A 25935-nucleotide genomic window follows, 5' to 3' on the forward strand; every position below is an offset into this window, starting at 1 on the left:
ACGTCTTAAGACGGACGAAAGATTGTGTCGAGAAGTGTATGATGAGAACAATCTTGATGAATCAATAGGAGAAACAATGTGGAATGGTATGAATTATTTGTAGGATTTTTATTAGGTGTCGTCGAGGGATTGACGGAATTTGCCCCGGTCTCGTCGACCGGTCATATGATTCTCGTGGATGGTCTCTGGTTGAATTCGAGTCAGTTTTTAGGGCAGGAAGTAGCGAACACGTTTAAAATCGTCATTCAATTAGGATCGATTTTAGCGGTCGTGGTCGTCTTTCGGGACCGGTTCAAAACGTTACTGAATCCGAAGTCTTTGCTCACTCTAAGGCAAAGCGGAACCACACGCCAATTCAATCTCGTACATATTTTGATCGGATTGCTGCCTGCTGGCGTCCTCGGTGTACTGTTTGAGGACTACATCGATACACATCTCTTCTCGGTCAAGACGGTGTTGATTGGGTTAGTCGTCGGTGCGTTCTTTATGATTGCCGCAGATTTATCCGGTGTGAAGCGTCAGACGACCGCTACGCTCGATGACATCACGTATAAGCAAGCACTTGGTGTCGGCTTGATTCAATGTTTTTCGCTATGGCCAGGGTTCTCAAGGTCCGGTTCAACGATTTCTGGAGGGGTTCTCCTCGGAATGAGTCACCGGGCAGCGGCAGATTTTACGTTCATCATGGCGGTACCAATCATGTTTGGAGCGAGTGCATTGTCACTCTATAGCAAGTGGACGTATTTCACGCTCGATACGCTACCCGTGTTTGTCGTCGGCTTCGTCAGCGCATTTTTATTCGCACTTCTTTCGATTAAATTCTTTTTGAAATTGATCAACAAAGTAAAATTGATGCCGTTTGCGATTTATCGAATCGTATTGGCTGTTGTGATTTACGTACTTTACTTCTGAAAAAAACACGTGCGAATGGCACGTGTTTGAAACCAATGAATGGAATTGTTCGTACAGTCTAGAAGAGGTGAAAACATGGGACAAATCGTTGTAGTATTCGGAACGTTAATCGGTCTTGGGACCGTTGGGGCATTGCTTTATATGACTCGTCTAGCCTATGAATCATGAGAACGGATAATGATAGAAGCGCTCACGTTGGAGTAACTCCATGACGTGGGCGTTTTCTGCGTTATCGATCGCACGAAGAAGACCTTCTGTCTGAGACCGGTGAGCAAACAGGGCATCTTTCTTCTGTTTGCTCTCTTCCGTTACATCGACGATGACGTGCGGTTGTCCGAGTTCCTCTTCTGTGCGGCGGTCGAAGGCGACACCTAAGAACTCAGGACGCGTCTCGCCCATCTCTTGAAGTGCACGTACGACGGCACGGGCTGTCGCTTCATGATCCGGGTGGACGGCATATCCTGGATAGAACGAGATCACGGTTTCCGGCTTCACTTCGTCAATCAATGTACGGAAACGGCTAGCGAGCTCGGCCTCGTCCTCAAACTCGACGGTCTTGTCACGAAGACCCCACATGCGCAGGTCCTCGATGCCCATCATGCGACAGGCTTCTTCGAGTTCATGTTTTCGAATTTTTGGTAGTTCTTCACGTGTCGTAAAGATTGGGGAACCCATATTACGTCCCATTTCACCGAGCGTCAAACAGACATATGTGACGGGCACTCCTTTTTGACGATGTTGGATAATCGTTCCGGCCGAGCTGAACGCCTCATCGTCCGGGTGTGGGAAGATGACGAGTAACGGTCCATTCATTGATTCTCCACCTCCGATGCGCCTTGTGGGAGCGGCTTGATATCGATGTGCAGCGCACATGCGAGACGACCGAGACGATCGTGACCGGCGAGTAACAACTGTTCCTCGTGCATTTCATAGTCGGTCAATCCCTCGACATAGAGCCAACCGTGATCGAGTTTTAAACCGACACGATAGGGACCATTTCCTTTAATTTGACCGATGCTGTATTCGATTTTGGCATTACGGATAAACATCCCGGCGTTATGAAAGTCCGGGTCATTGTGTGTCGCGTAGGCACCGTTCGTCGTCTCGACATGGACGAAAAGTGGTGTCGCGACGTGATTGTCTAAATAGTGCTGAATGTGATCAGGTTGAATTGCTTTCACGTCTGTCCCTCCAATGGAAAGGATGACCCGAAACACGTAGTTCCGGGTCATCTGTTTACGATTGTGTTGCTACTTTTTTACGGTATCCGGTATGGTTCGTCGGTCCAACGTATTGGTTGAGACGGAATGAATGACGAACGGCTTCTGTGATGAACTCTTTTCCGATTTCAATCGCTTCTTCGACCGTGTGACCGTTGGCGAGTGAGGCTGCGATGGCAGAAGAGAACGTACATCCGCCGCCGTGTGTGAACGCAGGCTCGATTTTTTCACTTTCAAGAAGGCGGAATTCGTTTCCGTCGTACAAGACGTCGAATGCGGTATCGAATCCGAGTTTGCCACCGACTTTGACGATGACGATCTCTGCGCCGAGTTCGTGGATTAAACGAGCGGCTTCTTTGATTTCGTCCATCGTTGCGGGTGTTTTATCAAGGCCAGCGAGCATACGCGCCTCGAATAAGTTCGGTGTGATGATTTTTGCGACTGGTACGAGGTGTTGACGCATCGCGACCGCAACGTTCGGATCAAGAATCTCATCCGCACCTTTACATGCCATGACCGGATCGACGACGGCATTCTGGATGCCGTATTCTTTAATCTTCCGTGCTGCGAGTTCGATGATTTCAGGTGTCGGGAGCATACCTGTCTTCACTGCATCGACTCCAATTCCAGCGAGCACCGTATCGATTTGTTTCTCAATCAAGGTCGTGTCGATTGGAAAGACTTCGTGATTCCATGCGTTATGTGGGTCTTGTGCCACGATGACCGTCAAGGCTGTCATACCATACACACCGAGTTCTTCCATCGTTTTGAGGTCGGCTTGGATTCCCGCGCCACCACTTGTGTCAGAACCGGCAATCGTCAATGCTTTTTTCATCGTCATAATCGTCCATCCCCTTTGTCTGTTTGGATAGTTTCACTATAACGACTTTTTCCTATTCCGACAAATGCAAGGATTACGAGACGTGTTCATAACTTTTCAGAAAAAGTATGCAGGATATTCATCATAATTGGGGAATAATAATGAATAGGGTGTAGACCACTTTATTATTGGCTGGGAGGAAAACGCATGTTAGTGCATAGCTTATGTATCCCGAAGAAAGATGTTGTCACCATCAGTGAAAAGGCAACATTGCGGGAAGCGCTTCATACGCTTGAAGAAACAGGATACCGTTGTGTACCTGTTTTAGACGAGACGGGGAATTTTTTCCGCGGTAACATTTACAAGATGCATATTTATCGTCATGGAATGAACGGGGAAAACATGGACGATAATGTGATGACACTCATCAAGAATACACAAAAGTACGTCCATGAGTCAGATGGATTCTTTGAAGTATTTTTCTCAATCAAAGAGTTGCCGTACATTGCTGTATTGAAAGATGAAAGCAATGAATTCTATGGCATCCTTCCCCACGGCAAGATGCTCGGGATGCTCGAAGAAGCATGGAGTCGCGACACGGGTAGTTACGTCTTGACAATCGCCTTGAGCGAACAGGCTGGGGCACTTGAGAAGATCACGAAAATCGTGAACAAATATACATCAATCGCGAGCTTGATGACGCTCGATGCGAAAAGTAAAGTCTTGCGTCGGGTACTCGTGACACTACCACCGGACTGTGAAGAAGACATGAAAAACAAGGTTGTCTCGAAACTTGAACAAAAAGGCTTCCGGATCGTCGAAGTCGAGAACTTAAAGAACTAAGTCAAAACCCTTTCACTTGGCGTGAAAGGGTTTTTCGTCGAGTCGTTTTTCCATCCGAATATCGGACCAAAATTGACCGTCCCAGTAGGTGAAGTGCTCGATCCGGCCGATTTCTTGATATCCACATTTCGTATAGAGATGATGGGCCGCATGGTTGAAAGCGAATACGCCAAGTTCCATACGAGGTGTTTGTTTGGCTCGCAATTGCTCTTCTAACAAACGAAGAGCTTCTGTGCCAACGCCTTTTCCGCGACCTACAGATTCGCCGATGACGAAACCGAGCCAAGCTGTACCGGGTTCTTGTCGATATAAATGAGGCGGGTCATACATGACGTTCATTTCTCCGACGAGATGGTCATCTGCATAGATGAGGAAGATATCGTGCGTTAAGAGTCGTTCTTCTAAATCGCCAACCGTCATCTCATAATGGGCGGTCAATTCTTCTTCGGAGCGGCTCGGTCGAATAAGGTGTACGATCTCAGGATCGTTATTCCAACGATTGAATGTATCGACGATGTCGACGGATGCAGTTTTTAATGGAACAAGCGAGATATTGATAGGTCATTCTCCTTTCTCGCTTGAACACATTCGATTCAATCGTCAAAATTCCTGCTCTTATACCGGCTTTAATACGTTTAAGTGGCTCGGCAATACTTCAAAGGTGAGCGGTAGCGTGCCCCCTGTGTCCCCGTCAGCATTTACAGGAAGCGCCTCGGGTGAGGTCACCTTAACCCGTTTCGTACAAAACGAGGTGACGCTATCTGTTTCCTTCAACTTTCCTGTGAAGAGGGCGGGTGTTAATTGAAGTGCGTCCTTTAACCCGAGTTCTTCAAAGATATAGACATGAAGAAGCCCATCATTCAGCCGCGCGTCTGGTTCGAAGTTTTCAAATCCTCCGACTGAGTTCGTCAAGGCGATGACGACGAGATAGGCTTCGCCATTAAACTGACCGTCTGTACTGTCAAGTGCCAACTCATATGGACTATGCTCACGGAACGCTTTTACACCCTCAATCAAGTAAGCGAACGGTCCCCATTTCGTCTTCTCTTCCACACTTACTTCGTCGACGGCTTCGGCAATGAGCCCGATGGCGATGACGTTCATGAAATAACCGTTCTCATATTTGCCGATATCCATCGGTGTCGGTTCAGCGTCACGGAGTGCCTCGATCGCTTGCTTAGGGTCACTTGGGACACCGAGTGCACGGGCGAGGTCGTTGACCGTCCCGAGTGGAATGATGCCGAAGTCAGGTCGATGAGTAGCCTCAGCTAAACCGGTCACGGCTTCGTTCAAAGTTCCGTCCCCACCCATCGCAATGACGGCCTGATAGTGCTTTTGTGCCGCTTCACGTGCGAAGTTCGTCGCATCCTGTTCCTTTTCAGTGAAGCGGACATCGACGTGTCCATATCGTTCGCGCAACACCTCTTCGGCATGTGTTGCGTGTTGTTCCCCCAACTCTTTCCCTGAGGATGGATTGACGATTAACATGACTGTGTCCATTCCAACATGTCTCCTTTTCAACTCGAATACTGTCCTTTATTCCCGTCAAAGAAAGCAGATACTCCTAAAAAAACCCCCATGTCGATTAGCTATCTCGCTCTAATCTTCAAGGGGATGCGTTGGGCATTCGATTGTTTAATAATGACGGAATGCGGACATATCTAAATGACTTGCTTCCGACTCGTCCACGGCAAGTTCGATGCGCAAATGTTCATTGAACGGGGAGACGAGAGCCCCCATACAGGCGACCGGTTCATGATCGGGGACCGGTGATTTACGCTTCGTTTTGACGAATAAATAGTCCGATCGTTTCAACGTCAATAAGAAACGTTCCACGGCATGCGGTTCACGGGTCACGTTTGGCCAAGGTAAATGATTGAATAATAAAAAGACCGCGCCTTCTTTTTCGAGCGCATAATCCGGTGCGATGCCTTCCCGATTCAACAAATCGATGACAGCATGCAAAAACTCCCGTTTAATCGTCAATGAAATTTCGTAATACTCACGCATACGGTCCACCCTTTCTTAAAATCACAATACTACCATTCTAAACGTTTCCGACATGGGCGACAATGAAGAAGTTCCTTGACGAAGTATTTTTCCCGGCTTATACTGCATAAGTCCTGCTATACTAGTGATATATGATGAACGAATTGAGGTGAAACCGACATGATTGAATCCCTTGAATTGAAGGCGTGGGTCGTTCTTGCGCGTACGATGGATGCCATCAGTGATCGTGTGAAAGAAGATTTACGACGCCACCAGTTAAATTCAACAGAGTTCGGTGTTTTATCCGTACTGTATAAACGAGGAGACACCCCGTTGCAACAAATTGGGGATCAGATTTTGATTACGAGCGGTAGCGTGACATATGTGATCGATAAGTTGGAGAAGCGAGGGCTGATTGAACGAATCGCCTGCCCGTCTGACCGACGTGTCACATATGCTTCATTGACAGACGATGGAAAGGCGCTCATGGACGTCGTCTATCCGCAACATATTGAAATCTTCAAAGATATATATGGACCGTTAAGTGATGAAGAGACGGAACAATTGATTTCGTTATTGAAACGAGTCGGTTATAACGCAGCGGGCAAATAAAGCCCGTTGCTTTTTTATTTAATATCTTGAAATTAAAATAATTGACGATGAGATATACAGATGATATAGTTCTAACTGTTATTGAAAAATTAGAGATTACACAAATGGAGGATTACACGATGACTAAAGTATTATATGTATCGGCTAACCCGAAACCAACTGAACTTTCATACAGCAAACAAGTGGCAGAAACATTCGTTTCGACACTCCAAGCAGAAAATCCATCAATCGAAGTGGAAGCAATCGAACTCTACGATGTTGATGTTCAAGAAATCGACGGAGATGTGCTCAGTGCATGGGGCAAATTCGCTTCAGGCGAAGCGCTCACTGATGTAGAAGCGAAAAAGGTAGGCACAATGAGCGGCATGCTTGAGAAATTCATGGAAGCGGACCTTTACGTGTTCGCGACTCCAATGTGGAACTTCTTCTTCCCAGCACGTATGAAAATGTTCCTCGATAGCGTGCTCATGGCAGGTAAAACGTTCCGTTACACGGAGCAAGGTCCTGTCGGCTTGCTTGAAAACAAACAAGCGATCCACATCCAAGGGACAGGCGGAATCTACACTGGGACGGACCTTAACTTCGCAGACGCATACCTTCGCCAAGCGCTCGCGTTCGTCGGTGTATCTGAAGTAACGACGGTAGCGGTTGAAGGAATGAACCAATACCCAGACAAAATCGAAGAAATCGTTGCGGACGCGAAAGCGAAAGCTGAAGCACTTGCGAAAGAAGTTGCAGGCGCAGTAACGGTATAACCTAGAGAGACGAGTCGACTGACTCGTCTTTTTGTATGCAATCATTTTGGGTATGATACAAAGGGAAAGGGGAGTATGCAATGGCAGATCAGTTATCGAGTCGATTACTTGGAGATTGGACGGATATTATCCAAGAAGAGATGAAACAACCTTACTTTCAACAACTAAAGCAATTCGTTGACCAAGCGTATGAAGAAACGATCGTTTACCCGACCCGAGAAGATATTTGGAACGCATTTATTTACACGAAATTCAGTGAGGTGAAGTGCGTCATTTTAGGACAAGATCCGTATCACGGACCGAACCAAGCGCATGGACTCAGTTTTTCGGTGCAGGACGGAGTACGTTTCCCGCCGTCTTTACGAAACATTTTTCAAGAACTAAAAGATGACGTTGGGTGTGATCTCCCGAAGAGTGGCAACCTCGAGAAATGGGCGAAACAAGGCGTCCTGCTCTTAAATACGGCACTGACGGTTGAAGCGGGGAAGGCGGGCTCTCACCGTGGAAAAGGGTGGGAACAGTTCACTGACTCTATCATTGAGCGGCTTGGGAGTCGTGAGGAACCGATTGTATTCATCTTGTGGGGAAATGATGCGAAGAAGAAAATGAAATGGATTGGAGACCAACATAAAGTGCTTACGTCCGTTCATCCAAGTCCTTTGTCGTCCCATCGTGGATTCTTCGGCTCTAAGCCATTCTCTCAAGTGAACGATGCATTGAAGGAGTGGGGAAAACCCCCAATTGAATGGTGTTTATGACAGTCTACGAAAATTCGTAGGCTGTTTTTTGTTGACGCGTCGAAAAACCTTTGGTACAGTAACTAACAAGACGCTACTTTAGTGCTTAAAAGCATATATGCATAACAGCATAACTGCAGAAAAGATAAAGAATTGGATATGTAAGAAAAGCGAAGAAAGAACCGAAGTAGAGACATCTTCCCTGGCCCAGAGAGCGTGTGGTGCTGCGAACACGCCCAAAAGATGAATCGAATTACAGTTCCTGAGCTCTCATCATTGAGCGGTCCCCCGTTATCGGATCAAGCGGCTAGATATTTTTCTAGCAACCAGGGTGGTACCGCGGCTTTGTCGTCCCTATCGATTCAATCGATAGGGATTTTTTTGATTTCAAAGGAGGACTTCACATGTTGACACAATCGATTCCAAAACACCTAGCCCCACATATTTCACCGCAGTTCTACAATGAATACACACCAACGGATCACGCCGTTTGGCGTTTCGTGTTGCGGTTGAACTTGCACACGTTAGAAGGGAAGGCGCATCCGTTTTACATCGAAGGATTGAAACGGACGGGAATGGGGCCGGATCGATTGCCGAACGTCGAACAGATGACGGATGAGATGCAGGCGGCAGGATGGTCGACGGTCGCAGTGGATGGACTCATCCCCGGCGTTGCCTTTTTTGACTTCCAAGGAAACGGGATGCTCCCGGTCGCGACAGACATTCGGAAAGTCGAGAATATTTTATACAGTCCAGCCCCTGACATCATTCACGAGGCGGCGGGACATGCGCCAATGTTGATGGACCCGACGTTTTCGGCAATCGTCAAACGCTTCGGTCAATTAGGGGCCAAGGCGTTCATGAACCGAGAAGAACATGCCTCGTTCGCCGCATTGAAACGCTTGACGATTGTGAAGGAGAATGCGAATTCGACTGAACAGGACATCGAGGCGGCGGAGAAAGCCGTACATGAGGCGAAAGCGCAAGTGACTGGCTTTTCTGAAGCACAACAGGTCGCGCGTATCTTTTGGTGGACCGTTGAATTCGGATTGATTGGTGACCTCGACAACCCGATGATTTACGGGGCAGGCCTCTTATCATCGGTAGGAGAGAGCCGTCACTGTCTGACAGATGCGGTCGTCAAACATCCATTCGACTTGGAGCACGCGCTACAGACGAAGCAAGACGTGACAAACATGCAAAAAGAGCTATTCGTTATTCCAAACTTTGAGACGCTCTCTTCTGTCTTAGATGAACTAGAGGGAAGAATGGCGATTCGAAAAGGTGGGATTGAATCTGTGGCGAAAGCGTTGGCATCGGGAAGTCAATCGACGATTCGACTTGAAGATGGATCAGAACGTGTCGGCATCGTTCGTCACATGACGGAGTCGAAAGAACATACGCTCATTCAATGGGATGAATGTACCATTGTAAAAAATGGTCAGTTAACGAAACGAGAGCGTCATGGACTCCTCGTTGTCCATGACACGGAATCAGCGCTGGGTCGCGATGACCTCTTTGAGGACGGGACGACTGTTCGTCACGCATGTGCATCTGATTTACTCAAGGATGTGACCGTTCAGTTAGAAGGACGAACGATTCCTCTCGACTCACTTGAGGTACGTGTCGACTCACTTCCATCAGTTTTCCCGGGAACCACGGTAGACGAGTTGATGATGATTGAAAAACCGGTGATCATTGAACGGGATGAGCGTGTATGGACAAACGATGATCCGATGTTCAATCGCATTCATCTCATGCGTGAGCGGGGAGAATCAATCGACGGTCTCATCCCAGAGATCTTAACGCACCGCCCTGACGCCTGGTTATTACACATCGAGTGTCTGGAACTGGTGAAGGATGAAGGACTGAAACAGACATTGATTGAACGTCTTGAAGCGTTGCGTCAGACTTCCCCATCCCGAAATGAATTGATTGGTCGCGCGTTCGACCTATTGCGCTAACGAAAAGAGGCGACGTTTTCCATAGTAGGAGAACGTCGCCTCTTGTGCGTTATACAGATTGATTTGTCGTTTCACGTAAGAACGTAATCAAACGACGATACGTGGAATTGGCCGCTGGGCGGTCCATTTCGAAGTAATAATTATGTCCGAGCTCGTGCTCATTCCGATCATAAAAGACAGTCGTGACATCCGTCCGTCCTGAAAGAATCGTCGCAAATTCTTTGGCCTGTTCCTCAAAGGAATGGTCATTCCCGTCCGCGATAAACGTTGGGGCGAATGTGGCCGGTACATTGACGAGTGGCGATGCTTCAGCAACGACCGGGAGAGTCTCCCAATTGTACGTGCCGAAGTATGCCCATCCGATTCGTTTGAACAAGAAGCGGTTCACCGATTTCGATGATTCGAGCCATGTGCGCTTCAAGTCGAGCGGTGCAGACAAGAGGACGGTACCGAGGATAGAGGATTTTGGTACGACTTGTCCCACTTCAGCAGAAGGTGAATAGTCGTCATTCAACTGGACGCCGACAAACTGTGCAACGAGCTGTCCACCATTCGAATCACCTGCAAAGAAGACGCGGTCCAAATCGAGACGGAAGCGGTCATTGTTCTCAGCAATGAACGAGTACGCCTCTTCGATTTGTTTGAGCGGGGTCGGATACATCACGTCAGGTGCGAGTGCGTAATTGATACTGACGACGTTATAGCCATTACTCGCAATCGAAGTGGCATATTTTAACACATCCGATTTATCCCCACCGACGAACGACCCACCATGCACCCAAAAGATTGTTGGGACAGGTTTTCGGTCGCCTTCATAGCGAATCAAATCAAACGTTCCGTTGTCATAAGAAGACAAGTAGTCGATGTCTTTTCGGACAGACGTCTTTTGAACGACTTCCTCGAATCCCTTCATCTCCACTTCGTTCCCCCCTGCGAACGAAGTTTTGATTAAACGTGTGGCTGGTTTAGGTGAAAGGAACACATAAGCCGCTCCTGCGACCGCAGTTCCAATCAATCCGACTCCAGCTCGTTTCAACCCTTTATTCATCTTCCTTCCTCCCATTCTACAATCAGAAGCTTATTACGTGAGGAGTACGTCCGCCATGTACGTTTCGATGACATGAGCGATTCCGTCTTCGTTGTTTGATTTTGTGATGAAGTCCGCTTTCCCTTTGACCGTCGTGTTAGCATTTCCCATCGCGACACCGAGGCCGGCCCATTCAATCATCGTCAAATCATTGTTTCCGTCACCGCAAGCGATGACTTCTTTTTGTGCGATGCCGAGTTGATCTGCAAGGAAGGCGAGACTCGTTCCTTTTGTGACACCTGCTTCCGTAAACTCAAGGAAGAACGGTTTTGAACGGGCCACAGCCAATTTTCCAGCCAATTCTGTTTGTAGCTTTGTTTCGATCGGAGCGAGTGTGTCGCCATCTGCAAGCATCAAACATTTGACGACCGGGGCTGTCACGGCATCTTTAAAGTTGTCGACATGAATGACCGGCATTCCCGTCAATTCACCTTCGATATCCGTATAAGGGTTCGGGCGATCGGTTACGATTTCGTTACCGACGTACGTATGAATCGCGATTCCTTCCCGTTCACTGATATCATGGAGATGGGCGACTGTATCCGGCTGGAGCGTGCTCGAAAAAATCTCCTCGTTCGTCGCACAATCGATGACTGAGGCACCGTTGAACGATAAGATGTAGCTTCCGTATTTCGCAAGTTCTAATTCACGGGCTGCATCCCACATCGCAAACGTTGGTCGTCCGCTCGCGAGAACGACTTTATAGCCGCGCGCCTGTGCATCGAGAAGTGCTTCTTTTGTCTTAGGGGAAATCGTATGGTCGCTCGTGAGGAGCGTATCATCCATATCCAATACAATCATCTTGTAACTCATAGTAGTAGGGGGTCCTCCTTCAGAATCTAATGACTCCATCCTAAACCTTTTTAAGGTCAATTGACAACCTTGTCGCAAAAACGTAACTATAATGTAGAGAAGTGAACTCTAGAAGAGGTGGAAATCGATATGAATCGAATTTTAGTAGCTGAGGATGAACATGCGATTCGCAGCTTCATTATTGTCAATTTAAAACGAGCCGGATTCGACGTCTTTGAGGCGACGAACGGTCGAGAAGCGGTCACCGCATTTGACCGTGAACCGTTCGATGTCGTCCTATTGGATGTCATGATGCCGGAAATGGACGGATTCGAAGCATGTGCTGCCATTCGTGATCTTGACGAAAATGTAGGGATCATCATGTTGACGGCACGGACGCTCGAAGAAGATAAAATTGAAGGGCTCGGTAAAGGTGCAGACGACTACATCGCCAAACCGTTCAGTCCAGGTGAATTAGTGGCGCGCATCCAAGCGTTGTTGCGCCGTGTCGAAAAAGTGAAACGAAAAGATTCGAAACGCTTGAAGTCGGGACCGTTCGCAATCGACCTCGCCGCAAAACAAGTGACGAAGTATGGACAGTCGATCGATTTGACGCCGACGGAGTATGACTTGATCTGTCATCTCGTCCAAAACGAAGAAATTGTCTTGTCACGTGATGCGCTACTCGATGCGGTATGGGGCGTTAACTATTTCGGTGACCGAAAGACAGTCGACGTCAACATTCGTCGCTTGCGTCAAAAAATTGAAGATGACCCGAGTCATCCGGTCTACATCGAGACGTTGTGGGGTCACGGATATAAATGGCGGAGACATGAGGCATGAAACAACAGTTAGTCATTCGCATGATGATTGTCGTGACGATCGTCTTGCTCTTACTCGTCAGCGTTTTGTCTTACGGGACGTATCGCTACTATTACGAGTATGAGTCAGAAGCGTTACTGAGTCATGCGACCACGAGTGCATATCTATACCCTCAAGCCCAAGTAGGGTTTGAGACGCCGAGTGCCTTTTCTGTCCTCGTCCGGACATTCGGATATCCTGGAACTGATTTGACGATTGTCGACCGGAGCGGTTCGATTGTCAAAACGACGGGACAACGAACAAGGCAGGCCTCATTCTCTCAAGAACAGTTACAGCAATTGTCGCAAGGAGAGTCCGTCGTGCAGGACTATGACGTCGGGGATGAACATTACTTGTCAGTCACGAGTCCCATTATGACGAACGATACGTCCGAGTTTGCCATCAGTTTCACGCGACCGCTTGAAGATTTAGACACGCTCATTCGCGAAATTTGGATGACGGTCGTCATGATTGGCGTCTTGATCTGGTTGCTCGCCCTATACACCGTCATCCGGATTGCCGATCGCTTCGTCAGACCGATTCGTCACATCATCGAGGCGGCGGATGAGATGGCTCAGGGCGACTTCGATGTATCCGTTGAGTCAAATGAGAAACATGAGCTTGGAGCCTTGGCTCGAACGCTCACGTATTTAGGCGCGAAAGTCCAGCAGCATCAGTCGACACGTAACGAATTCCTCTCGAGCGTGTCGCACGAACTCAGGACACCACTCACATCGATTAAGGGATGGACCGAGACGATTCGGGGTGGTGATGAGAAACTGTCTGAAGAGACAGAGCTCGGTTTAAGCATCATCCATTCGGAGACAGAGCGCATGATCGGTCTCGTCGAACAGCTTCTTGACTATACAAAAATTGAAGAGAGTCGGTTGGTCTTGTATCGCCAAGAACTGGACCTGGTCTCTTTGTTACGTCAAGTGACACTGCAATTGAAACAGTCACTTGAAGACAAAGGCATCACACTCATCGAACGCTATCCTCAAAAATCGGTTGGATTATTTGATGAGAATCGATTGAAACAAGTGTTCTTAAACATTCTCGAGAACGCGATTCGTTTCTCACCAGACGGAGGAACGTTGACCATCCGCTTCGTACAATCGGAACGTGTCGCCTTTATCTCCATTATCGATGAAGGTCCCGGTATTTCACGAGAGCATTTGCAGCGCATCACCGAGATGTTCTATCAGGCTCATGTCACAGAAGGTAGTAGCGGGCTTGGGCTTGCGATTTCAAAAGAATTGATCGAAGCGCATGAAGGCAAACTCGTCATCGAGAGCGAGGTCGGACACGGGACGACAGTGACCGTCTTATTGCCGCTCGACCCGAGTGAACTACATTAATAGGATTAAACCTCCCGAATTCAGGCTACATATAGATGTATGTAGACTGAGGGAGGTTTTTATAATGGCCAATCAATCTTTGAAGCCGTTAAAAGGAAGTCCGAATGCTGTGTCAACCCAAACTTCAATTGAAGAATTGCGGATGGACCCACTGCCGTATGCGGGCAGCCGCGGGCAATCGATCGAAGCCATGAAGATGGCGATGAATCAGTTGCCGCGGGCTGAATTGGTGAAGGAAACAGATGAAGGACTTCATTATGTAGTGACTTCGAAAGTGATGCGATTTAAAGATGATGTCGATTTTTTATTTGATGACGCTACTCAACAAGTCGAGTTTCGATCTGCGTCGCGTGTCGGCTATTCAGACTTTGGAGTGAATCGAAAACGAATGGAAGATGTGAGCGAACGATACCGGAGGTTGATTCGATGAAGGACTATCAGTTGATTGTCATCGGTGGTGGTGCTGCCGGGATGACGGTGGCCGCAGGGGCTGCGAATTTAGGCGCGAAGGTCGCGCTTGTTGAAAAGAACAAACATTTAGGTGGTGACTGTCTGCATGTCGGATGTGTGCCATCGAAAGCGTTGATTGCTGCTTCAAAAGAAGCGAATGCGATGATGCGCGCGGCCCGAGTTCTCGGAACCGAGTTCAATGGACAAGAGCATTATCAAATGTCAAAAGCGCGTGTCGACAAAGCACGTGCCATTATTCAAGACCATGACGGAACAGAACGTTTTGAAAAGATTGGCGTCGACGTCTATATCGGAGAAGCCTCGTTCCGAAGTCCGCACGAATTAAAAGTAGGGAACGAGTTATTGATCGGGAAAAAATTTGTCATCTCGACGGGGTCGAAACCGACAGTTCCTCCGATTGATGGACTCGATCAAGTCCCATACTTAACGAACGAGACGGTCTTTGAAGAAGAGACGCTCCCGGAGAGCCTGATTGTCATCGGCGCCGGAACGGTCGGACTTGAATTGGCCCAGTCCTTTGTCCGACTCGGCTCACAAGTGACCGTGCTCGAGGCACAGGATGATTTCCTACCTAAAGAAGACGAGGACGTCGCCACCTATTTGAAATCTCAACTCGAGATGGCGATGCGCCTAAAAATCGGCGTAAAGGTCAATCGAGTCGATGAAGTCGATGGCCGCATTCGTGTCACGACAGAGGTGAACGGCGAAACGGTCGAATATGAAGCGGACAAACTGCTGATGGCGACAGGTCGCGTTCCCCGAATCGATGCGCTCCGTCTCGACCGGGCGAACGTTCAGGTGACGAAAGGGTATATCGATGTCTCGTCGTCATATCGGACGTCACAATCTCATATCTTTGCCATTGGCGATACGATCAAGACGCTCCCATTCACACATGCCGCTGGAGAAGAAGGGAAAGCGGTTGTCGCGAACGCGCTCTTTGGATTATGGAACAAGGTCGACTACAGCAAGCTCCCGTGGATCACATTCACAGACCCTGAGGTGTTCCATGTCGGGATGACAGAGAAAGAAGCGCGCGAGCGTTATGGCGACGACATTGAGACGTATGAAGCGAAACTGTCCGAAGTGGACCGCTTCATTGCTGAACGTCAAGAAGCAGGCTTTGTCAAAGTGATTACGAAGAAAAATGGAAAAATCATCGGAGCTCATGCAGTCGGTGAATCTGCGGGGGATTGGATGCAAATTGTCGTCTATGCGATGCAACGTGGCGACAAAATCGGGAAGCTGTCCCGTATGATTTACCCGTATCCGTCGCGAAGTGAGGCCGTGAAGAAAGTGACAGACCTTTACTGGCGGAAACGTTTGTTCGAAAGTCCGCTCACCGAACTTGCGAGACGCTACTTTAAATTAATGCAATAACACAAATCACCCACTCAAACGAGTGGGTGATTATTAGTTTGGTAAGGTGATGGTTTCAATCATCTTCGGTTCGCCTTCAGAAAGGTCGACGAGTGGTTTAATCAACACTTCAACGCGTCGGTTTTTAGAGCGACCTTCTTCTGTATCGTTCGTCGCGATCGGTTTAAACTCACCGTAACTCGCGAGTGTGAATTGGGCCGGGTTCAAGGCATCATTTGCCAAAAGACCACGCATGAACGCGGTCGCACGTGCCGAACTGAGTTCCCAGTTTGACGGGAAACGTGCCGTATTAATTGGAATGTTATCCGTATGACCGGAGACGACAATCTCTCGCTTGCCCGCCTTCTCTAAAATCTGACTGATGTTTTGTGCGACGGCACGAGCATCGGCATCGAGTGTCGCCTCTCCTAAGTTGAACAGGGCACGGTCTTGAATCGTCAAGACGAGACCGCTTGAATTGATCGTCGCTTTGATTTGGCTTTCGAGACCGTTCTTTTTAATGTATTTGTTTACATCTTCTTTTAATTCATCAAGTTGAGCCAATTCATACGTTCGTGGGTTGGCGGTCGTATTGGTCTTGTCTGTACGTTCGATGTCACTGTTTGAGGCAGTCGAAGCTTGAAAGACGCTGACGCCTCCGGAGAACACCTGGTTGAAAGACTGTGACATTTTCTCAAGCTTTGTCTGGTCGATGTTACTCGATGCGAATAGTACGATGAAAAGCGCGAGCAACAGGGTCAACAAATCGGCGTAAGGAATCAGCCAGCCTTCGGGAATGTGTTCTTCATGATCATGCTTCTTTTTGCGCTTCATAGTCAGCTCGCTCCTTTGGAGACAAATACACAGACAGTTTATCTTCTAGCGTTTTTGGAGATTCACCACTTTGAATCGATAAAATCCCTTCAATCATCATTTCCTTGATGATGACTTCACTCTTCGAATACTGCTTCAATTTATTGGCAAACGGGAACCAAAGCACATATCCGGTGAAAATCCCGAATAGTGTCGCGACGAAGGCCGCTGAAATGGCATGTCCGAGCTTTTCGATATCGGATAAGTCTTTCAAGGCAGCAATCAATCCGATAACGGCTCCGAGTACCCCGAGTGTTGGGGCATATGTCCCGGCCTGTGTGAAAATATCGGCGTTTGCTTTATGGCGCTGTTCCATATTCTCGATGTCGCGTGACATGACTTCCGCGATATATTCGGAAGGTTGACCGTCGATGACCATCATCATGCCTTGGCGTAAAAATGGTTCTTCGACTTGTTCGAGTGCCGTTTCAAGGGAGAGGAGTCCCTCTTTTCGGGCTTGTGTCGACAAGTCGACGAATTGCGTGAGCAATCCAGACTTGCTTGGTAGTTCTTGTTTTTTGAACAAGATTTTAAATAGTTTTGGAACGTTCTGAAGTTGTTCCTTCGATACAGCGATACTGACGGCCGCGGCTGTACCGACGAAAATGATAACCATTGCGGCAGGGTTGATCAGCGGCGCAACACCTGCTCCTTTTAATAGCATTCCACCGACGAGGGTGAGGAACCCGAGTATGAGTCCGACTAACGTAACGACATCCATGTCTTTGTTTTCCACCTTTCCGAAATAAATCAGGACAAAAAAAGCGAGAGACGCCACTCGTCTCCCGCAACATGCGTTCCCGATGATTAAGCGCCGTTTTCATCAATCAACATTTGAATGCTGATATTTCGTTCTTCACGCTCTATATCGGTTAATACGTCGTATTTTTTTAACAATGCGTACAATTGATTCACGACTTCTTGCTCGAGTGACCAATTGAGTAACTCTTCTAGCTGAAAATAAAGGTGAGCGGGCATACATTGTGATTGACGCTCTAACCTTCGTGAGACATCCTCTATCGAATGATCTACCGTACTAGGGTCCACGGTTTCATTCAACCTCCTCAACATTCTTAAAGTCTATCTCCCATAATACCAAAAAATCGAAGAAAGCGTTAGAGATACATTTTCTTGTTGGCATTTAGAAAGGTGAAGAGTAACATGAGGCTTAGAATAATAGAAGTGAAGGAGATGTCGTGATGCGGCATAGACTGTCAGCGCGTGAGGTGCGCTTGAAGCGAATCGAGGTACTTTACCGAGTCGTATTTGAAAAACCTGCCCGTTTTATCGCGGGAGGATTTTTACTGGCGATTTTTATCGGGGGCACTCTTTTATATATGCCATTTGCGCAAGAAGAATCGGTTTCTTGGATTGATTGTTTATTTATCGCGACGTCTGCCGGAACGGTCACTGGACTGTCGACAGTCGACATCGGCTCCTCCTTCACCCTGTTTGGTGAATTGGTCATTGTCGCCCTCATTCAAATCGGGGGTCTCGGGTTTATGACGATCGCCTTGATGTTGCTCAGTGTATTAGGGAAGAAAATCGGATTAAAGCAGCGAATCTTGTTACAGGAATCACTGAATTTAGCGGGGCCGGGAGGAACGGTTCGTCTCGTACGGAACATCGTCTTCACGACGGTCATCGTGCAGTTCATCGGGATGTTGTTTTTGACGTTCGAGTTGTTCAGTACAGAGAACTATTCTTTTGGAAAGGCACTTTATTACGGTTTCTTCCATGCAGTGTCTGCCTTCAATAATGCGGGATTCGCATTATTCCCAGACAGTCTCATGTCATTTGAGCAGAACACAGCCATCATTGTGACCATCGCCATCATGATTATGATTGGAGGTCTTGGCTTCACGACGATTGCCGATACCACGGAAAAGAGAGGCTGGAAACGTCTCGCCCTCCATTCGAAAATCATGATTTTGTCACTCTTGGTCATCAATGGTGTCGCTTGGTTCGTCCTCATGATGTTTGAGTGGGTATCGAACGAAGGGGTATTGTACGGTCGATCCCTCGGTGAGGCGTTACACGTAACGTTCTTCCAAGCCGTGACGACACGGACGGCCGGCTTCAATTCCATTGATATCGCGACCATGGCACCAGCCTCAATCGGTTTGATATTGATTCTGATGTATATCGGGGCAGGGGCGGCTTCGACAGGGTCGGGGATCAAAGTGACGACGCTTGCCGTCATCTTTGCGGATATGTGGGCCTTCATCGCAGGGAAGAAAGAAACGGTCATCATGGAGCGGACGATTGATGCGTTTCAAATCAAAAAGGCGTACGTCGTAGCCATCTCAAGTTTCTTGTTCATTATGATAATCACGACACTCGTCATTTTATCGAATGGCCACATTCCGGCGACTGCCATTTTATTCGAAACGGTCTCGGCGTTTGGGACAGTAGGGTTGTCGCTCGGCATCACAGCGGAATTGAATGATGCCGGGAAGGGATTGATCATGTTCATGATGCTTCTCGGACGTGTCGGGTCGTTGACCATTCTCTTTACCGTCGCACGTCAAGCCGACCGGAAAATTCGCTATCCGAAAGAGAAGATTTTGATTGGTTGAACGTGTGTTTTGGGCTGCATTCCTCATAGAGGGACTGCAGCCTTTTTAAGTGAACGTGGTCAGGAGGCGACATGAATTTTTGATGGCCTTCATCGTATGAAACGATTGGTATATAATGGGTTGGAAAAGGAATGATCGAGGAGGCTTTTGACTTGTTATCTTGGCTTGGTATGACAAAAGGGGAGAAGACAGGACGCCCCTTCTTCGGGGACGTGTCGAAACGAGCGGTAACGCTTGTGTTACTCTCCTCGTTGATGTTGATGTCTGGTGTGAAGTCGCTATTGGTTTACTTGATTCCGACTGCGTATTTGGAGGATGACATCATTGCGGTTCTTCCTAGTATCGTAGGGCTCCTTGTGGCATTGGTCTATATCCTCGTCCTCGAGCGTCTGCTTCACGATCAAGCGGTGTCTCGTAACGATGTGGATGAGATGTAAACACGTGTACGCTGTGATCGAACGTACACGTGTTCTTTTGGTTCCAATCATAGTTGAAGCCCTGACGAATCAGGGCTTTTTGTGTGCCATGAAATAATGGACAATCTCTGGGAGGTAATCCTGGAGGTCCGGACAAACGATGCCCGTTCCGTCGAGCGCCCGTATCGTTTGTGTCGTGTCAAAGTGAACAGGATGTTTAAAGTATTCCAATAGTTCGTGAGGAACCTCGAGCCGTTTGGCACCATTCCAAGCAGTGAATGCCGCGTCGGCAACGGCATGAGGAACGGTCCCGCGAGGAGAGCGCTGAAACATCGTCTCATGCAACATACGATACACCTCGCGTGCGCCGTGTGGGAACGGATCCGTCAAATGGAATGTCCGCTTTAGACCGTTTGGAGAATGCGCTAAGAAAGCGGTCGCTTCTACTACATAATCGTACGGAACGAGGTTTACCTCAACGTTCGCCCGCCCGATGTAAGGGAGTGGGCGCATCTGTTGGAGTTGTGTCATCAATTGTAAGACGAAATAGACACCGTCGAACTTTTTCGTTTCGCCCGTGCGACTATGTCCGATTACGATGCCAGGACGAATGATGGTGATGGGCATGCCTCCCATTTCTCGCGAAACGAGTGCCTCTGCTTCATATTTAGTCGCTTCATAATGATTTTTGAACTGGACTCGGTGCCATAATTCATTTTCATAGACCGTTCCACGACGACGTCCGGCGATATAGGCGGTACTAAAGTACACGTAACGCTTCAATTGTTTCGAGCGTTTGGCGAACGCGGTCACATGCTTGGTCCCGAGGATGTTGACGCGATAGCCGACGTCATACGAAATACTCAAGTCATATGCGGCGGCGAGGTGGAAAATGTAATGGACATCGCGTTCAATGACAGACCGCATGATCGGGTCGAGAATCACTTCGGGTAACGTGATGTCTGCTTCGACAAGGACGAGCTGATGTGGCGCAAGCGACGTCGTTGACAGTAGCGTATCTCGTAGCTCTTCTGCATCACATTGTTGATTCGGAAGATGCAAGGCATAGATGACTCCGATTTGATGCGGTAACGAAGCGAGGTGTTCAATTAATTTTCCTGCTAAAAAACCAGGGAATCCGGTAAAGGCATAATTGTTCATGACGTTTCCTCCGCTAAGTCTAATGTGAATGTAAAAGTCGACCCTTTCCCGACTGTCGATTCCACTTCGATGCTCCCACCATGTGATTCGATAATTTCTTTACAAATCGACAACCCGAGACCGGTTCCACCAATTTTACGTGTATCCGAATTATCGACCCGATAAAACTTAGTAAACAACTTTTCAAAGGCGTGCTCGGGAATCCCGATTCCAAAATCACGAATGGAGACATGAGCTTGATCGTTGTCTTTTCGGACCCGCACTTCGATTTCCTGTCCATTCGGAGAATATTTGATTGCATTTGAAATCAAATTGACGAGAACTTGCTCGATGCGATCTCGGTCGGCAACGAGATACAAGTCATCATCCGCATGATCGAAATGAATGGTATGATCACTCGTTTCGCGGAAGCGTTCAATCACTTCTAAGACAAGTTCATTCAAAGCGAAATAATCTTGTTTATATTCTTGGTGACCATCTTCCATGCGTTGGATGTCCAAAAAGTCGTTGAGTAGGACGGTCAATCGTTTCGCTTCCCGCGACATCGTCTTCAAGAAGCGCTCTCGTTTTTCAGGCGTCAAATCTCGAGCGAGCATCAATTCAATATATCCCGATAATGAAGAAAGAGGAGTTCTTAGTTCATGTGAGACCGTGCTCACCAGTTCATTTTTAATCTGGTCCATCCGCTCTTCCTCGGTTCGGTTACGGAACACAAACAAGAATCCACTATCCATACCGATTTGTCGTTTTGTATCCATCGTCGTTCCATACATCTCATAGTATTCTTCATCTCGGTCGTTTGGCTGTGGGATGGAGAAACGCATCGATACTTCACGCGCTGTCCCATCGAGAAGTTGATCCATCTTTCGTAGCATCTCGCTCCTGTCACGAGGACGGAACGTGGAGAGGAGCGGGATACGCTCCTGAATTTTGTTTGGAGCAATCCCAGGTAAGTCCATGAGTCGTCTTGCGTGGACGTTCATGAACAAGACACTCCCGTTCGATTCGGTCAAAACGAACGCTTCATTCGATGCTTGTAAGATTGACTGGATGATATCGCGCTGACGGGCGATGGCATTTTTTTCACGTTCGAGCATACGCTCTACTTTTTTACGGTCGCTGATATCACGCATGACCGCGACTCGTAACGTTTGCCCTTGATACGTCACTTCTTTCGGATACACTTCTAGTTCTAAGAACGTTCCATCTTGCCGACGACCAATCACTTCGTATGGCGTTTGAATGTGATTGCGAATGCGTCGCAACACATCGGCCCGGTACCCTTCCGCGATAAACTCGATAGTCTGGCGTCCCATCATTTGCTCTGCAGGGATTTTAAAGATGGATTCCGCTGCCTTGTTCGCATCGAGAATCATCCCATCTTCATGGAACAGAACGGCTTCGATGACCGATTCGGCAAACATGCGATAACGCTGTTCCTTATAACGGAGCTCACGTTTCAACTCAATCTCGGAACTCACATCAAATACGAAGAAAAAGAAGCCGATGAGTTGCTCTTGCTCATAAACGGGATGCATGAACAATTTGCCGATGAAATGTGTCCGATCTTTACATTGAAATTTCCATTCCCGGTCTCCTTTGTCGAGTGCGAGGCGTAACATTTGTTCGAACGATAGCAACCGTTCCGTCTCGTCTTGATAAGCAGAGCGCTTTTCACTTAATTCTCTCGATTCAAATAAAGCGAACGGTGTCATTTCGTAGAGCACTTCATGGGGCGCATAGCCAAACAGTTCCGTGGCCCCCTGATTGAAACGAGTAATCAACAGATTCGCATCCGTCATGATCATCGCCATGTCGAGTTCGGTGTGCATCATCGCCTCAAAAGCGTTGTGTTGAATCGTCACGCGTGTATCATGGGGCAATGGCTCAATGGAGAGGATATATTGATTTTCCCACGGAATGGCGTGTACTCGCATCGTTGGCAGTTCATACATCCAAGGTAGTCCTTGTTCCATCCGACGAGACAATTCCATCGTAATCGGTGACTGATTGACCATATGGAAAAGGTTCGAACGTCTCTGTAGATTCTCAGGAAACTGCTCGAGAAACGGAAGGTTTGCCTGAACGATTGTTCCATCTTTCTGTATTAACGCAACTCCGTAAGGTAATGCATGAAGTAACTCACTTTGGAGATTGGCATGATTCTCCATGAACAGTCATCCCTCCTTCGTGGTGTCAGACGAGCACATCTTCTATATCATTCGACAGATCCCCCTTTCATTTCCTGCCCTCAAAACGGTAAAGTGAGGGAGAGGAATTGGAAAGGAAAGATGAGCATGATTGGATTACTCATTGGGATCATCGGTGCCATATGTTTATGGTGGTTCGAGGCACCGCTTTGGAGCAGCGTACTGCTTCTCTTGCTTGGAATTGCATGGTTTATATGGAAAGTAAGGCTGTCGACCATCGACCGCATTGATCGGATGGATGGTCGGGAGTTTGAATTATTTTTAGAGGAAGTGTTCACCGCGCTTGGTTACACGGTCACGGTGACTCCAGCATCACGTGACTTTGGTGCTGACTTGTTATTGGAGACACCGGATGGATGGTCGATTGCCGTTCAAGCAAAGCGTTATGAAAAGACGGTCGGACTCGAAGCGGTTCAACAAATTGCAGCGGCTGTTCCCTATTATCAAGCACACGAAGGCTGGGTCGTGACGAACTCGAATTTCACGGACAGCGCATACGAATTGGCGGCGCCAAATCAAGTTCGTCTGATTGCAAGAATGGAGCTTGAAGAACTTTTAAAAGAAGCGGGATATAAGCGATGAGAATAGGCTTGTTCACAAGTTCGACAGAATCCAAATGATGTCGAAAAAAAAGGGTTGTCTTTTTCTTTAAACGATGCAATAATCATCTTCGTCATATGAAATATGTAGTAGTTGAAACGAGATAAAAACTACACAGAGAAACGATTGGGGTTTTCAGTAATACCCGACCGTACACATACAAACAATCACGGTTGGAACGTGCTAGGAGGAAAAAGCGGTGCGCAAATTAATTTATGTAAAAGGTTGCGTCTTTACACAAGGTGAGGCGACCATTTATGACGAGACAAATGATGCGATCGGATCTGTTCACCGCGACGCGGAAGGCAGTGTCCAAGTGCACAATTTGTCTGGACGACAGATCGCTCATGGGAAATACATCCCAAACTGCCAAAAATGGGTCGTGATGAACCATGATGGACAGGCGATTGGTCAATTGAAAGACAAGTTCTCGTTATTCGGGAAAAAGTGTGAGTACAACGTCTATGAACGCGGACTCTTCACGATTCAATATGATGTGGAACGTCACAAGTTTAGCGTTCGCGACAAAGCAGGTAAACTTGTCGCGGAACTACGGAAACAAGAAGACGATACGTTCTGCTTAACGAAAGAAGCCGATCAGTTATCGATGTTCGAACTCCTTTCCGTCTTAAAGACGTTAACGGTCAAATCACGGATGCCGCTCGCAGCATCTGTCTCATAACGATGACGAGCACCGGTCAAGAGACCGGTGTTTTTTGATACGAAAAAACCGTCTCATCAAATGAAACGGTTCAAATAGTGCTTGGCCTCGAGTTCGAGTGTCGTCACCCGATGTGCGTATAGACAAAGCTTCAAGACGTGAATGATATTTGGATGTTCATAGTTCATCTTTTCGAGCGAACGCTTCGCCCGTGTATCGAGAAGGTCGATCGGGCTTGTTGACTTCGCATACTCCGCGTAAAGTCGATAAAAATCAATCGGTTTGATGAAGTCGTCTTCGTCCCGGTCAGGGTTGTTGAAGATGAGCGCCAACAAGGAACTCGTCTCTTCGAGGGAAAAAAGGTGTTTCAAGTCATCAAGGAGATAAATGATTGCCGCTTGATGCAAGGAATACTTTTTACCGATTCGTGGGACACCGATGATTTTACGGACTTCACGCTTCGTCCAGTTTTGAATCGTCGTCGCGGAGAGATGCTCGCCGGTCAATGCGTTAGCGAGGGCGACGATTTGATTAATCGATAAGCCGTTCTTTTCAATATGAAACAAGTGGATTTTTCGAAGCTCTTTTGGGAAATGTTCACGCACGTCTTCAGGGAAGAGGGCGATGGCTCGCTCGATTTCTCCGACCTGCATAAAATGAAGGCAATCTGCCAAAGTTTGAATTGAAGTTGCGTCGCGCATACGGCCACCCTTTCTATCGCCAACAGCGTACGTTGGCTATACAGTCATTTGACCTCATTCTACCAAATGTTTGAAAAGTAAGCTAGGATGGGCACTGATTAAGGTATAATGACGGTATCATACACACTCTATATATGAAGGTGGTCAAGCAATGAATGAATGGATTCGTTCGATTCTTTCCATTGTAGTCGTCCTCGTGTTTCTCGTGGGTCTCGAGCAAGTCGGGAAACGTCTTGGATGGACGGATGAAACGATTCGAAAAAGTGTACATATCGCAGTCGGACATTGGTCGTTACTAGCAGTTTGGTTAATGGATTCATGGTACGTCGCGGCAGTCCCGCTCATCTTCTTCACATTTGCGAATGCGGTCCTTTTGTATAAAAGCCCGTCACCGGTGCATCAAACGGAGCGGAAATCATTCGGGACCGTATACTATCCGATTGCATTGCTCATTATTTTATACTTCTTCTTCGAGTCTGAGCCGATCGCGTTTTTAGCCGGGTCACTCGTCCTCGCCTGGGGGGACGGGATGGCAGCACTCATCGGGCGTAAATATGGGACGGTCGTTTATGATTTATATGGCCAAAAGCGTTCTTTCCAAGGAAGCATCGCCATGTTTCTAAGCTCGTATGCTGTCTTATTTTTATTGTTTTTGTGGAATGATGTCGTCCTTTGGCAAGTGGTAACATATGGGTTTATCATTTCCATCATCGCTACGCTAACTGAAGCGATTTCATATCGAGATTGGGATAACTTTACAATTCCTATCATCGTTGCCATTGCGACATCGCTATTGCTATAAACTAATCATGAATTTGTAAGAAAAACGTTGCTTGTCACGTCCAATAATCATTTGTATACTGTGATTCGTACTGAAACCATTCAGTGACGTGCTCGGAACGAGTGAGATGGGACCGAGACACTGATTAAATAGAACATAAAGGATTGAGTGAA

Annotated in this window: 29 protein-coding genes and 1 other annotated feature; of the genes, 15 read left to right on the forward strand and 14 right to left on the reverse strand. The window is 47.6% G+C overall.

All coding sequences use genetic code 11. The features are described 5' to 3' along the window. Nucleotides 1-78: 78 nt before the first annotated feature. Nucleotides 79-912 (forward strand): undecaprenyl-diphosphate phosphatase, encoded by an 834-nt coding sequence (locus tag KNO73_RS10625; protein WP_214685121.1) that lies wholly within the window; start codon nt 79-81, stop codon nt 910-912. A gap of 162 nt (nt 913-1074) precedes the next feature. On the opposite strand, the gene bshB2 is transcribed toward KNO73_RS10625, so the two are convergent. The 3 genes from bshB2 to pdxK are packed head-to-tail and all read right to left on the reverse strand — an operon-like array spanning nt 1075 to nt 2973. Then, nucleotides 1075-1725 (reverse strand): bacillithiol biosynthesis deacetylase BshB2, encoded by a 651-nt coding sequence (gene bshB2, locus KNO73_RS10630; RefSeq protein ID WP_214688886.1) that lies wholly within the window; start codon nt 1723-1725, stop codon nt 1075-1077. After that, nucleotides 1722-2093, reverse strand: a complete 372-nt coding sequence (locus KNO73_RS10635; protein ID WP_074034952.1) for a YojF family protein — start codon at nt 2091-2093, stop codon at nt 1722-1724. Before KNO73_RS10635 ends, bshB2 begins: the two co-directional genes overlap by 4 nt. A gap of 55 nt (nt 2094-2148) precedes the next feature. Then, nucleotides 2149-2973: a pyridoxine/pyridoxal/pyridoxamine kinase gene (pdxK, locus tag KNO73_RS10640; RefSeq protein WP_015880484.1), complete on the reverse strand. Its 825-nt coding sequence runs from the start codon at nt 2971-2973 to the stop codon at nt 2149-2151. Nucleotides 2974-3159: 186 nt separating this feature from the next. On the opposite strand from pdxK, the gene cbpA reads away from it, so the two are divergent. Further along, nucleotides 3160-3795, forward strand: a complete 636-nt coding sequence (cbpA, locus tag KNO73_RS10645; protein ID WP_214685123.1) for a cyclic di-AMP binding protein CbpA — start codon at nt 3160-3162, stop codon at nt 3793-3795. A gap of 12 nt (nt 3796-3807) precedes the next feature. On the opposite strand, the gene KNO73_RS10650 is transcribed toward cbpA, so the two are convergent. From KNO73_RS10650 to KNO73_RS10660, 3 genes are all read right to left on the reverse strand, one after another. Beyond that, a complete protein-coding gene (locus tag KNO73_RS10650) occupies nt 3808-4353 on the reverse strand; it encodes a GNAT family N-acetyltransferase (RefSeq protein ID WP_214685184.1) in 546 nt (181 codons plus the stop codon). Nucleotides 4354-4410: 57 nt separating this feature from the next. Next, nucleotides 4411-5295 carry a diacylglycerol/lipid kinase family protein gene (locus KNO73_RS10655; RefSeq protein WP_214685125.1) on the reverse strand — a complete coding sequence of 295 codons (885 nt, stop codon included), beginning with the start codon at nt 5293-5295 and terminating at the stop codon, nt 4411-4413. A gap of 135 nt (nt 5296-5430) precedes the next feature. Beyond that, a complete protein-coding gene (locus tag KNO73_RS10660; protein WP_015880488.1) occupies nt 5431-5805 on the reverse strand; it encodes a hypothetical protein in 375 nt (124 codons plus the stop codon). Nucleotides 5806-5964: 159 nt separating this feature from the next. Here KNO73_RS10660 and KNO73_RS10665 point away from each other — a divergent pair, with 159 nt between their 5' ends. The 4 genes from KNO73_RS10665 to KNO73_RS10680 all read left to right on the forward strand — a co-directional run bounded on the left by KNO73_RS10665 (nt 5965) and on the right by KNO73_RS10680 (nt 9852). After that, complete coding sequence (locus tag KNO73_RS10665) at nt 5965-6396, forward strand: MarR family winged helix-turn-helix transcriptional regulator (protein WP_047795835.1); 432 nt, start codon at nt 5965-5967, stop codon at nt 6394-6396. A gap of 119 nt (nt 6397-6515) precedes the next feature. Next, entirely contained in the window at nt 6516-7151 is a 636-nt protein-coding gene (locus KNO73_RS10670) for an FMN-dependent NADH-azoreductase (RefSeq protein ID WP_078146124.1), read from the forward strand. 80 nt (nt 7152-7231) lie between these two features. Continuing rightward, nucleotides 7232-7909, forward strand: coding sequence for a uracil-DNA glycosylase (locus KNO73_RS10675; protein WP_031424398.1), 678 nt, complete (start codon nt 7232-7234; stop codon nt 7907-7909). A 143-nt stretch (nt 7910-8052) separates the two neighbouring features. Beyond that, nucleotides 8053-8247 (forward strand) — a binding site (T-box leader). 45 nt (nt 8248-8292) lie between these two features. Then, nucleotides 8293-9852, forward strand: coding sequence for an aromatic amino acid hydroxylase (locus KNO73_RS10680; protein WP_215112472.1), 1560 nt, complete (start codon nt 8293-8295; stop codon nt 9850-9852). Between the two features lie 49 nt (nt 9853-9901). Here the strand turns inward: KNO73_RS10680 and KNO73_RS10685 are convergent, their stop codons facing one another. Together KNO73_RS10685 and KNO73_RS10690 are read right to left on the reverse strand one after the other, a co-directional pair. After that, on the reverse strand, nt 9902-10900 hold the full coding sequence (locus KNO73_RS10685) for an alpha/beta hydrolase (protein WP_078146126.1): 999 nt from the start codon (nt 10898-10900) through the stop codon (nt 9902-9904). Nucleotides 10901-10933: 33 nt separating this feature from the next. Continuing rightward, nucleotides 10934-11752 carry a Cof-type HAD-IIB family hydrolase gene (locus tag KNO73_RS10690; RefSeq protein WP_078146127.1) on the reverse strand — a complete coding sequence of 273 codons (819 nt, stop codon included), beginning with the start codon at nt 11750-11752 and terminating at the stop codon, nt 10934-10936. 129 nt (nt 11753-11881) lie between these two features. On the opposite strand from KNO73_RS10690, the gene KNO73_RS10695 reads away from it, so the two are divergent. From KNO73_RS10695 to KNO73_RS10710, 4 genes are all read left to right on the forward strand, one after another. Beyond that, nucleotides 11882-12574 (forward strand): response regulator transcription factor, encoded by a 693-nt coding sequence (locus KNO73_RS10695; protein WP_015880495.1) that lies wholly within the window; start codon nt 11882-11884, stop codon nt 12572-12574. Continuing rightward, nucleotides 12571-13950, forward strand: coding sequence for a sensor histidine kinase (locus KNO73_RS10700; RefSeq protein WP_015880496.1), 1380 nt, complete (start codon nt 12571-12573; stop codon nt 13948-13950). Before KNO73_RS10695 ends, KNO73_RS10700 begins: the two co-directional genes overlap by 4 nt. Before the next feature lie 64 nt (nt 13951-14014). Further along, entirely contained in the window at nt 14015-14380 is a 366-nt protein-coding gene (locus tag KNO73_RS10705) for a DUF1499 domain-containing protein (RefSeq protein ID WP_015880497.1), read from the forward strand. Further along, nucleotides 14377-15801, forward strand: a complete 1425-nt coding sequence (locus KNO73_RS10710) for a dihydrolipoyl dehydrogenase family protein (RefSeq protein ID WP_215112473.1) — start codon at nt 14377-14379, stop codon at nt 15799-15801. Before KNO73_RS10705 ends, KNO73_RS10710 begins: the two co-directional genes overlap by 4 nt. Before the next feature lie 33 nt (nt 15802-15834). Here KNO73_RS10710 and KNO73_RS10715 read toward each other — a convergent pair whose 3' ends face one another. From KNO73_RS10715 to KNO73_RS10725, 3 genes are all read right to left on the reverse strand, one after another. Then, nucleotides 15835-16614, reverse strand: a complete 780-nt coding sequence (locus tag KNO73_RS10715; RefSeq protein ID WP_015880499.1) for a flagellar motor protein MotB — start codon at nt 16612-16614, stop codon at nt 15835-15837. Further along, on the reverse strand, nt 16592-17374 hold the full coding sequence (gene motA, locus KNO73_RS10720) for a flagellar motor stator protein MotA (protein ID WP_015880500.1): 783 nt from the start codon (nt 17372-17374) through the stop codon (nt 16592-16594). Before motA ends, KNO73_RS10715 begins: the two co-directional genes overlap by 23 nt. Before the next feature lie 86 nt (nt 17375-17460). Continuing rightward, nucleotides 17461-17631 (reverse strand): hypothetical protein, encoded by a 171-nt coding sequence (locus KNO73_RS10725; RefSeq protein ID WP_251024965.1) that lies wholly within the window; start codon nt 17629-17631, stop codon nt 17461-17463. A 221-nt stretch (nt 17632-17852) separates the two neighbouring features. Between KNO73_RS10725 and KNO73_RS10730 the strand changes: the two genes are divergently transcribed. Continuing rightward, on the forward strand, nt 17853-19232 hold the full coding sequence (locus KNO73_RS10730; protein ID WP_078146130.1) for a TrkH family potassium uptake protein: 1380 nt from the start codon (nt 17853-17855) through the stop codon (nt 19230-19232). 131 nt (nt 19233-19363) lie between these two features. Further along, nucleotides 19364-19669 carry a hypothetical protein gene (locus tag KNO73_RS10735; RefSeq protein WP_215112474.1) on the forward strand — a complete coding sequence of 102 codons (306 nt, stop codon included), beginning with the start codon at nt 19364-19366 and terminating at the stop codon, nt 19667-19669. A 69-nt stretch (nt 19670-19738) separates the two neighbouring features. Here the strand turns inward: KNO73_RS10735 and KNO73_RS10740 are convergent, their stop codons facing one another. Together KNO73_RS10740 and KNO73_RS10745 are read right to left on the reverse strand one after the other, a co-directional pair. Beyond that, complete coding sequence (locus KNO73_RS10740) at nt 19739-20809, reverse strand: SDR family oxidoreductase (RefSeq protein WP_215112475.1); 1071 nt, start codon at nt 20807-20809, stop codon at nt 19739-19741. After that, the gene (locus KNO73_RS10745) at nt 20806-22980 is read right to left on the reverse strand and encodes a PAS domain-containing sensor histidine kinase (protein ID WP_215112476.1); all 2175 of its coding nucleotides are present in this window, start codon (nt 22978-22980) and stop codon (nt 20806-20808) included. Before KNO73_RS10745 ends, KNO73_RS10740 begins: the two co-directional genes overlap by 4 nt. 126 nt (nt 22981-23106) lie before the next feature. On the opposite strand from KNO73_RS10745, the gene KNO73_RS10750 reads away from it, so the two are divergent. Continuing rightward, complete coding sequence (locus KNO73_RS10750; protein WP_015880505.1) at nt 23107-23601, forward strand: restriction endonuclease; 495 nt, start codon at nt 23107-23109, stop codon at nt 23599-23601. Nucleotides 23602-23818: 217 nt separating this feature from the next. Beyond that, complete coding sequence (locus KNO73_RS10755; protein ID WP_015880506.1) at nt 23819-24301, forward strand: LURP-one-related family protein; 483 nt, start codon at nt 23819-23821, stop codon at nt 24299-24301. Nucleotides 24302-24357: 56 nt separating this feature from the next. Here the strand turns inward: KNO73_RS10755 and KNO73_RS10760 are convergent, their stop codons facing one another. Then, on the reverse strand, nt 24358-24981 hold the full coding sequence (locus KNO73_RS10760; RefSeq protein ID WP_015880507.1) for a DUF1836 domain-containing protein: 624 nt from the start codon (nt 24979-24981) through the stop codon (nt 24358-24360). A gap of 151 nt (nt 24982-25132) precedes the next feature. Between KNO73_RS10760 and KNO73_RS10765 the strand changes: the two genes are divergently transcribed. Next, nucleotides 25133-25783, forward strand: a complete 651-nt coding sequence (locus KNO73_RS10765; protein ID WP_214685133.1) for a diacylglycerol/polyprenol kinase family protein — start codon at nt 25133-25135, stop codon at nt 25781-25783. Nucleotides 25784-25935 lie beyond the last annotated feature (152 nt).

Origin of the sequence: Exiguobacterium sp. s83 (assembly GCF_018617095.1) — a bacterium.
Taxonomy (GTDB): Bacteria; Bacillota; Bacilli; order Exiguobacteriales; family Exiguobacteriaceae; genus Exiguobacterium; species Exiguobacterium profundum.

Bases quoted from the DNA above. Each gene is read 5' to 3' on its own strand.
- KNO73_RS10675 (WP_031424398.1), top strand. From the start codon at position 7,232: ATGGCAGATCAGTTATCGAGTCGATTACTTGGAGATTGGACGGATATT.
- KNO73_RS10665 (WP_047795835.1), top strand. From the start codon at position 5,965: ATGATTGAATCCCTTGAATTGAAGGCGTGGGTCGTTCTTGCGCGTACG.
- KNO73_RS10695 (WP_015880495.1), top strand. From the start codon at position 11,882: ATGAATCGAATTTTAGTAGCTGAGGATGAACATGCGATTCGCAGCTTC.
- KNO73_RS10660 (WP_015880488.1), bottom strand. From the start codon at position 5,805: ATGCGTGAGTATTACGAAATTTCATTGACGATTAAACGGGAGTTTTTG.
- KNO73_RS10750 (WP_015880505.1), top strand. From the start codon at position 23,107: ATGATTGGATTACTCATTGGGATCATCGGTGCCATATGTTTATGGTGG.
- bshB2 (WP_214688886.1), bottom strand. From the start codon at position 1,725: ATGAATGGACCGTTACTCGTCATCTTCCCACACCCGGACGATGAGGCG.
- KNO73_RS10725 (WP_251024965.1), bottom strand. From the start codon at position 17,631: ATGCCCGCTCACCTTTATTTTCAGCTAGAAGAGTTACTCAATTGGTCA.
- KNO73_RS10710 (WP_215112473.1), top strand. From the start codon at position 14,377: ATGAAGGACTATCAGTTGATTGTCATCGGTGGTGGTGCTGCCGGGATG.
- KNO73_RS10765 (WP_214685133.1), top strand. From the start codon at position 25,133: ATGAATGAATGGATTCGTTCGATTCTTTCCATTGTAGTCGTCCTCGTG.
- KNO73_RS10745 (WP_215112476.1), bottom strand. From the start codon at position 22,980: ATGGAGAATCATGCCAATCTCCAAAGTGAGTTACTTCATGCATTACCT.
- KNO73_RS10690 (WP_078146127.1), bottom strand. From the start codon at position 11,752: ATGAGTTACAAGATGATTGTATTGGATATGGATGATACGCTCCTCACG.
- KNO73_RS10735 (WP_215112474.1), top strand. From the start codon at position 19,364: ATGATCGAGGAGGCTTTTGACTTGTTATCTTGGCTTGGTATGACAAAA.
- KNO73_RS10680 (WP_215112472.1), top strand. From the start codon at position 8,293: ATGTTGACACAATCGATTCCAAAACACCTAGCCCCACATATTTCACCG.
- pdxK (WP_015880484.1), bottom strand. From the start codon at position 2,973: ATGACGATGAAAAAAGCATTGACGATTGCCGGTTCTGACACAAGTGGT.
- KNO73_RS10730 (WP_078146130.1), top strand. From the start codon at position 17,853: ATGCGGCATAGACTGTCAGCGCGTGAGGTGCGCTTGAAGCGAATCGAG.
- KNO73_RS10715 (WP_015880499.1), bottom strand. From the start codon at position 16,614: ATGAAGCGCAAAAAGAAGCATGATCATGAAGAACACATTCCCGAAGGC.
- motA (WP_015880500.1), bottom strand. From the start codon at position 17,374: ATGGATGTCGTTACGTTAGTCGGACTCATACTCGGGTTCCTCACCCTC.
- KNO73_RS10685 (WP_078146126.1), bottom strand. From the start codon at position 10,900: ATGAATAAAGGGTTGAAACGAGCTGGAGTCGGATTGATTGGAACTGCG.
- KNO73_RS10740 (WP_215112475.1), bottom strand. From the start codon at position 20,809: ATGAACAATTATGCCTTTACCGGATTCCCTGGTTTTTTAGCAGGAAAA.
- KNO73_RS10705 (WP_015880497.1), top strand. From the start codon at position 14,015: ATGGCCAATCAATCTTTGAAGCCGTTAAAAGGAAGTCCGAATGCTGTG.
- KNO73_RS10700 (WP_015880496.1), top strand. From the start codon at position 12,571: ATGAAACAACAGTTAGTCATTCGCATGATGATTGTCGTGACGATCGTC.
- KNO73_RS10760 (WP_015880507.1), bottom strand. From the start codon at position 24,981: ATGCGCGACGCAACTTCAATTCAAACTTTGGCAGATTGCCTTCATTTT.
- cbpA (WP_214685123.1), top strand. From the start codon at position 3,160: ATGTTAGTGCATAGCTTATGTATCCCGAAGAAAGATGTTGTCACCATC.
- KNO73_RS10655 (WP_214685125.1), bottom strand. From the start codon at position 5,295: ATGGACACAGTCATGTTAATCGTCAATCCATCCTCAGGGAAAGAGTTG.
- KNO73_RS10670 (WP_078146124.1), top strand. From the start codon at position 6,516: ATGACTAAAGTATTATATGTATCGGCTAACCCGAAACCAACTGAACTT.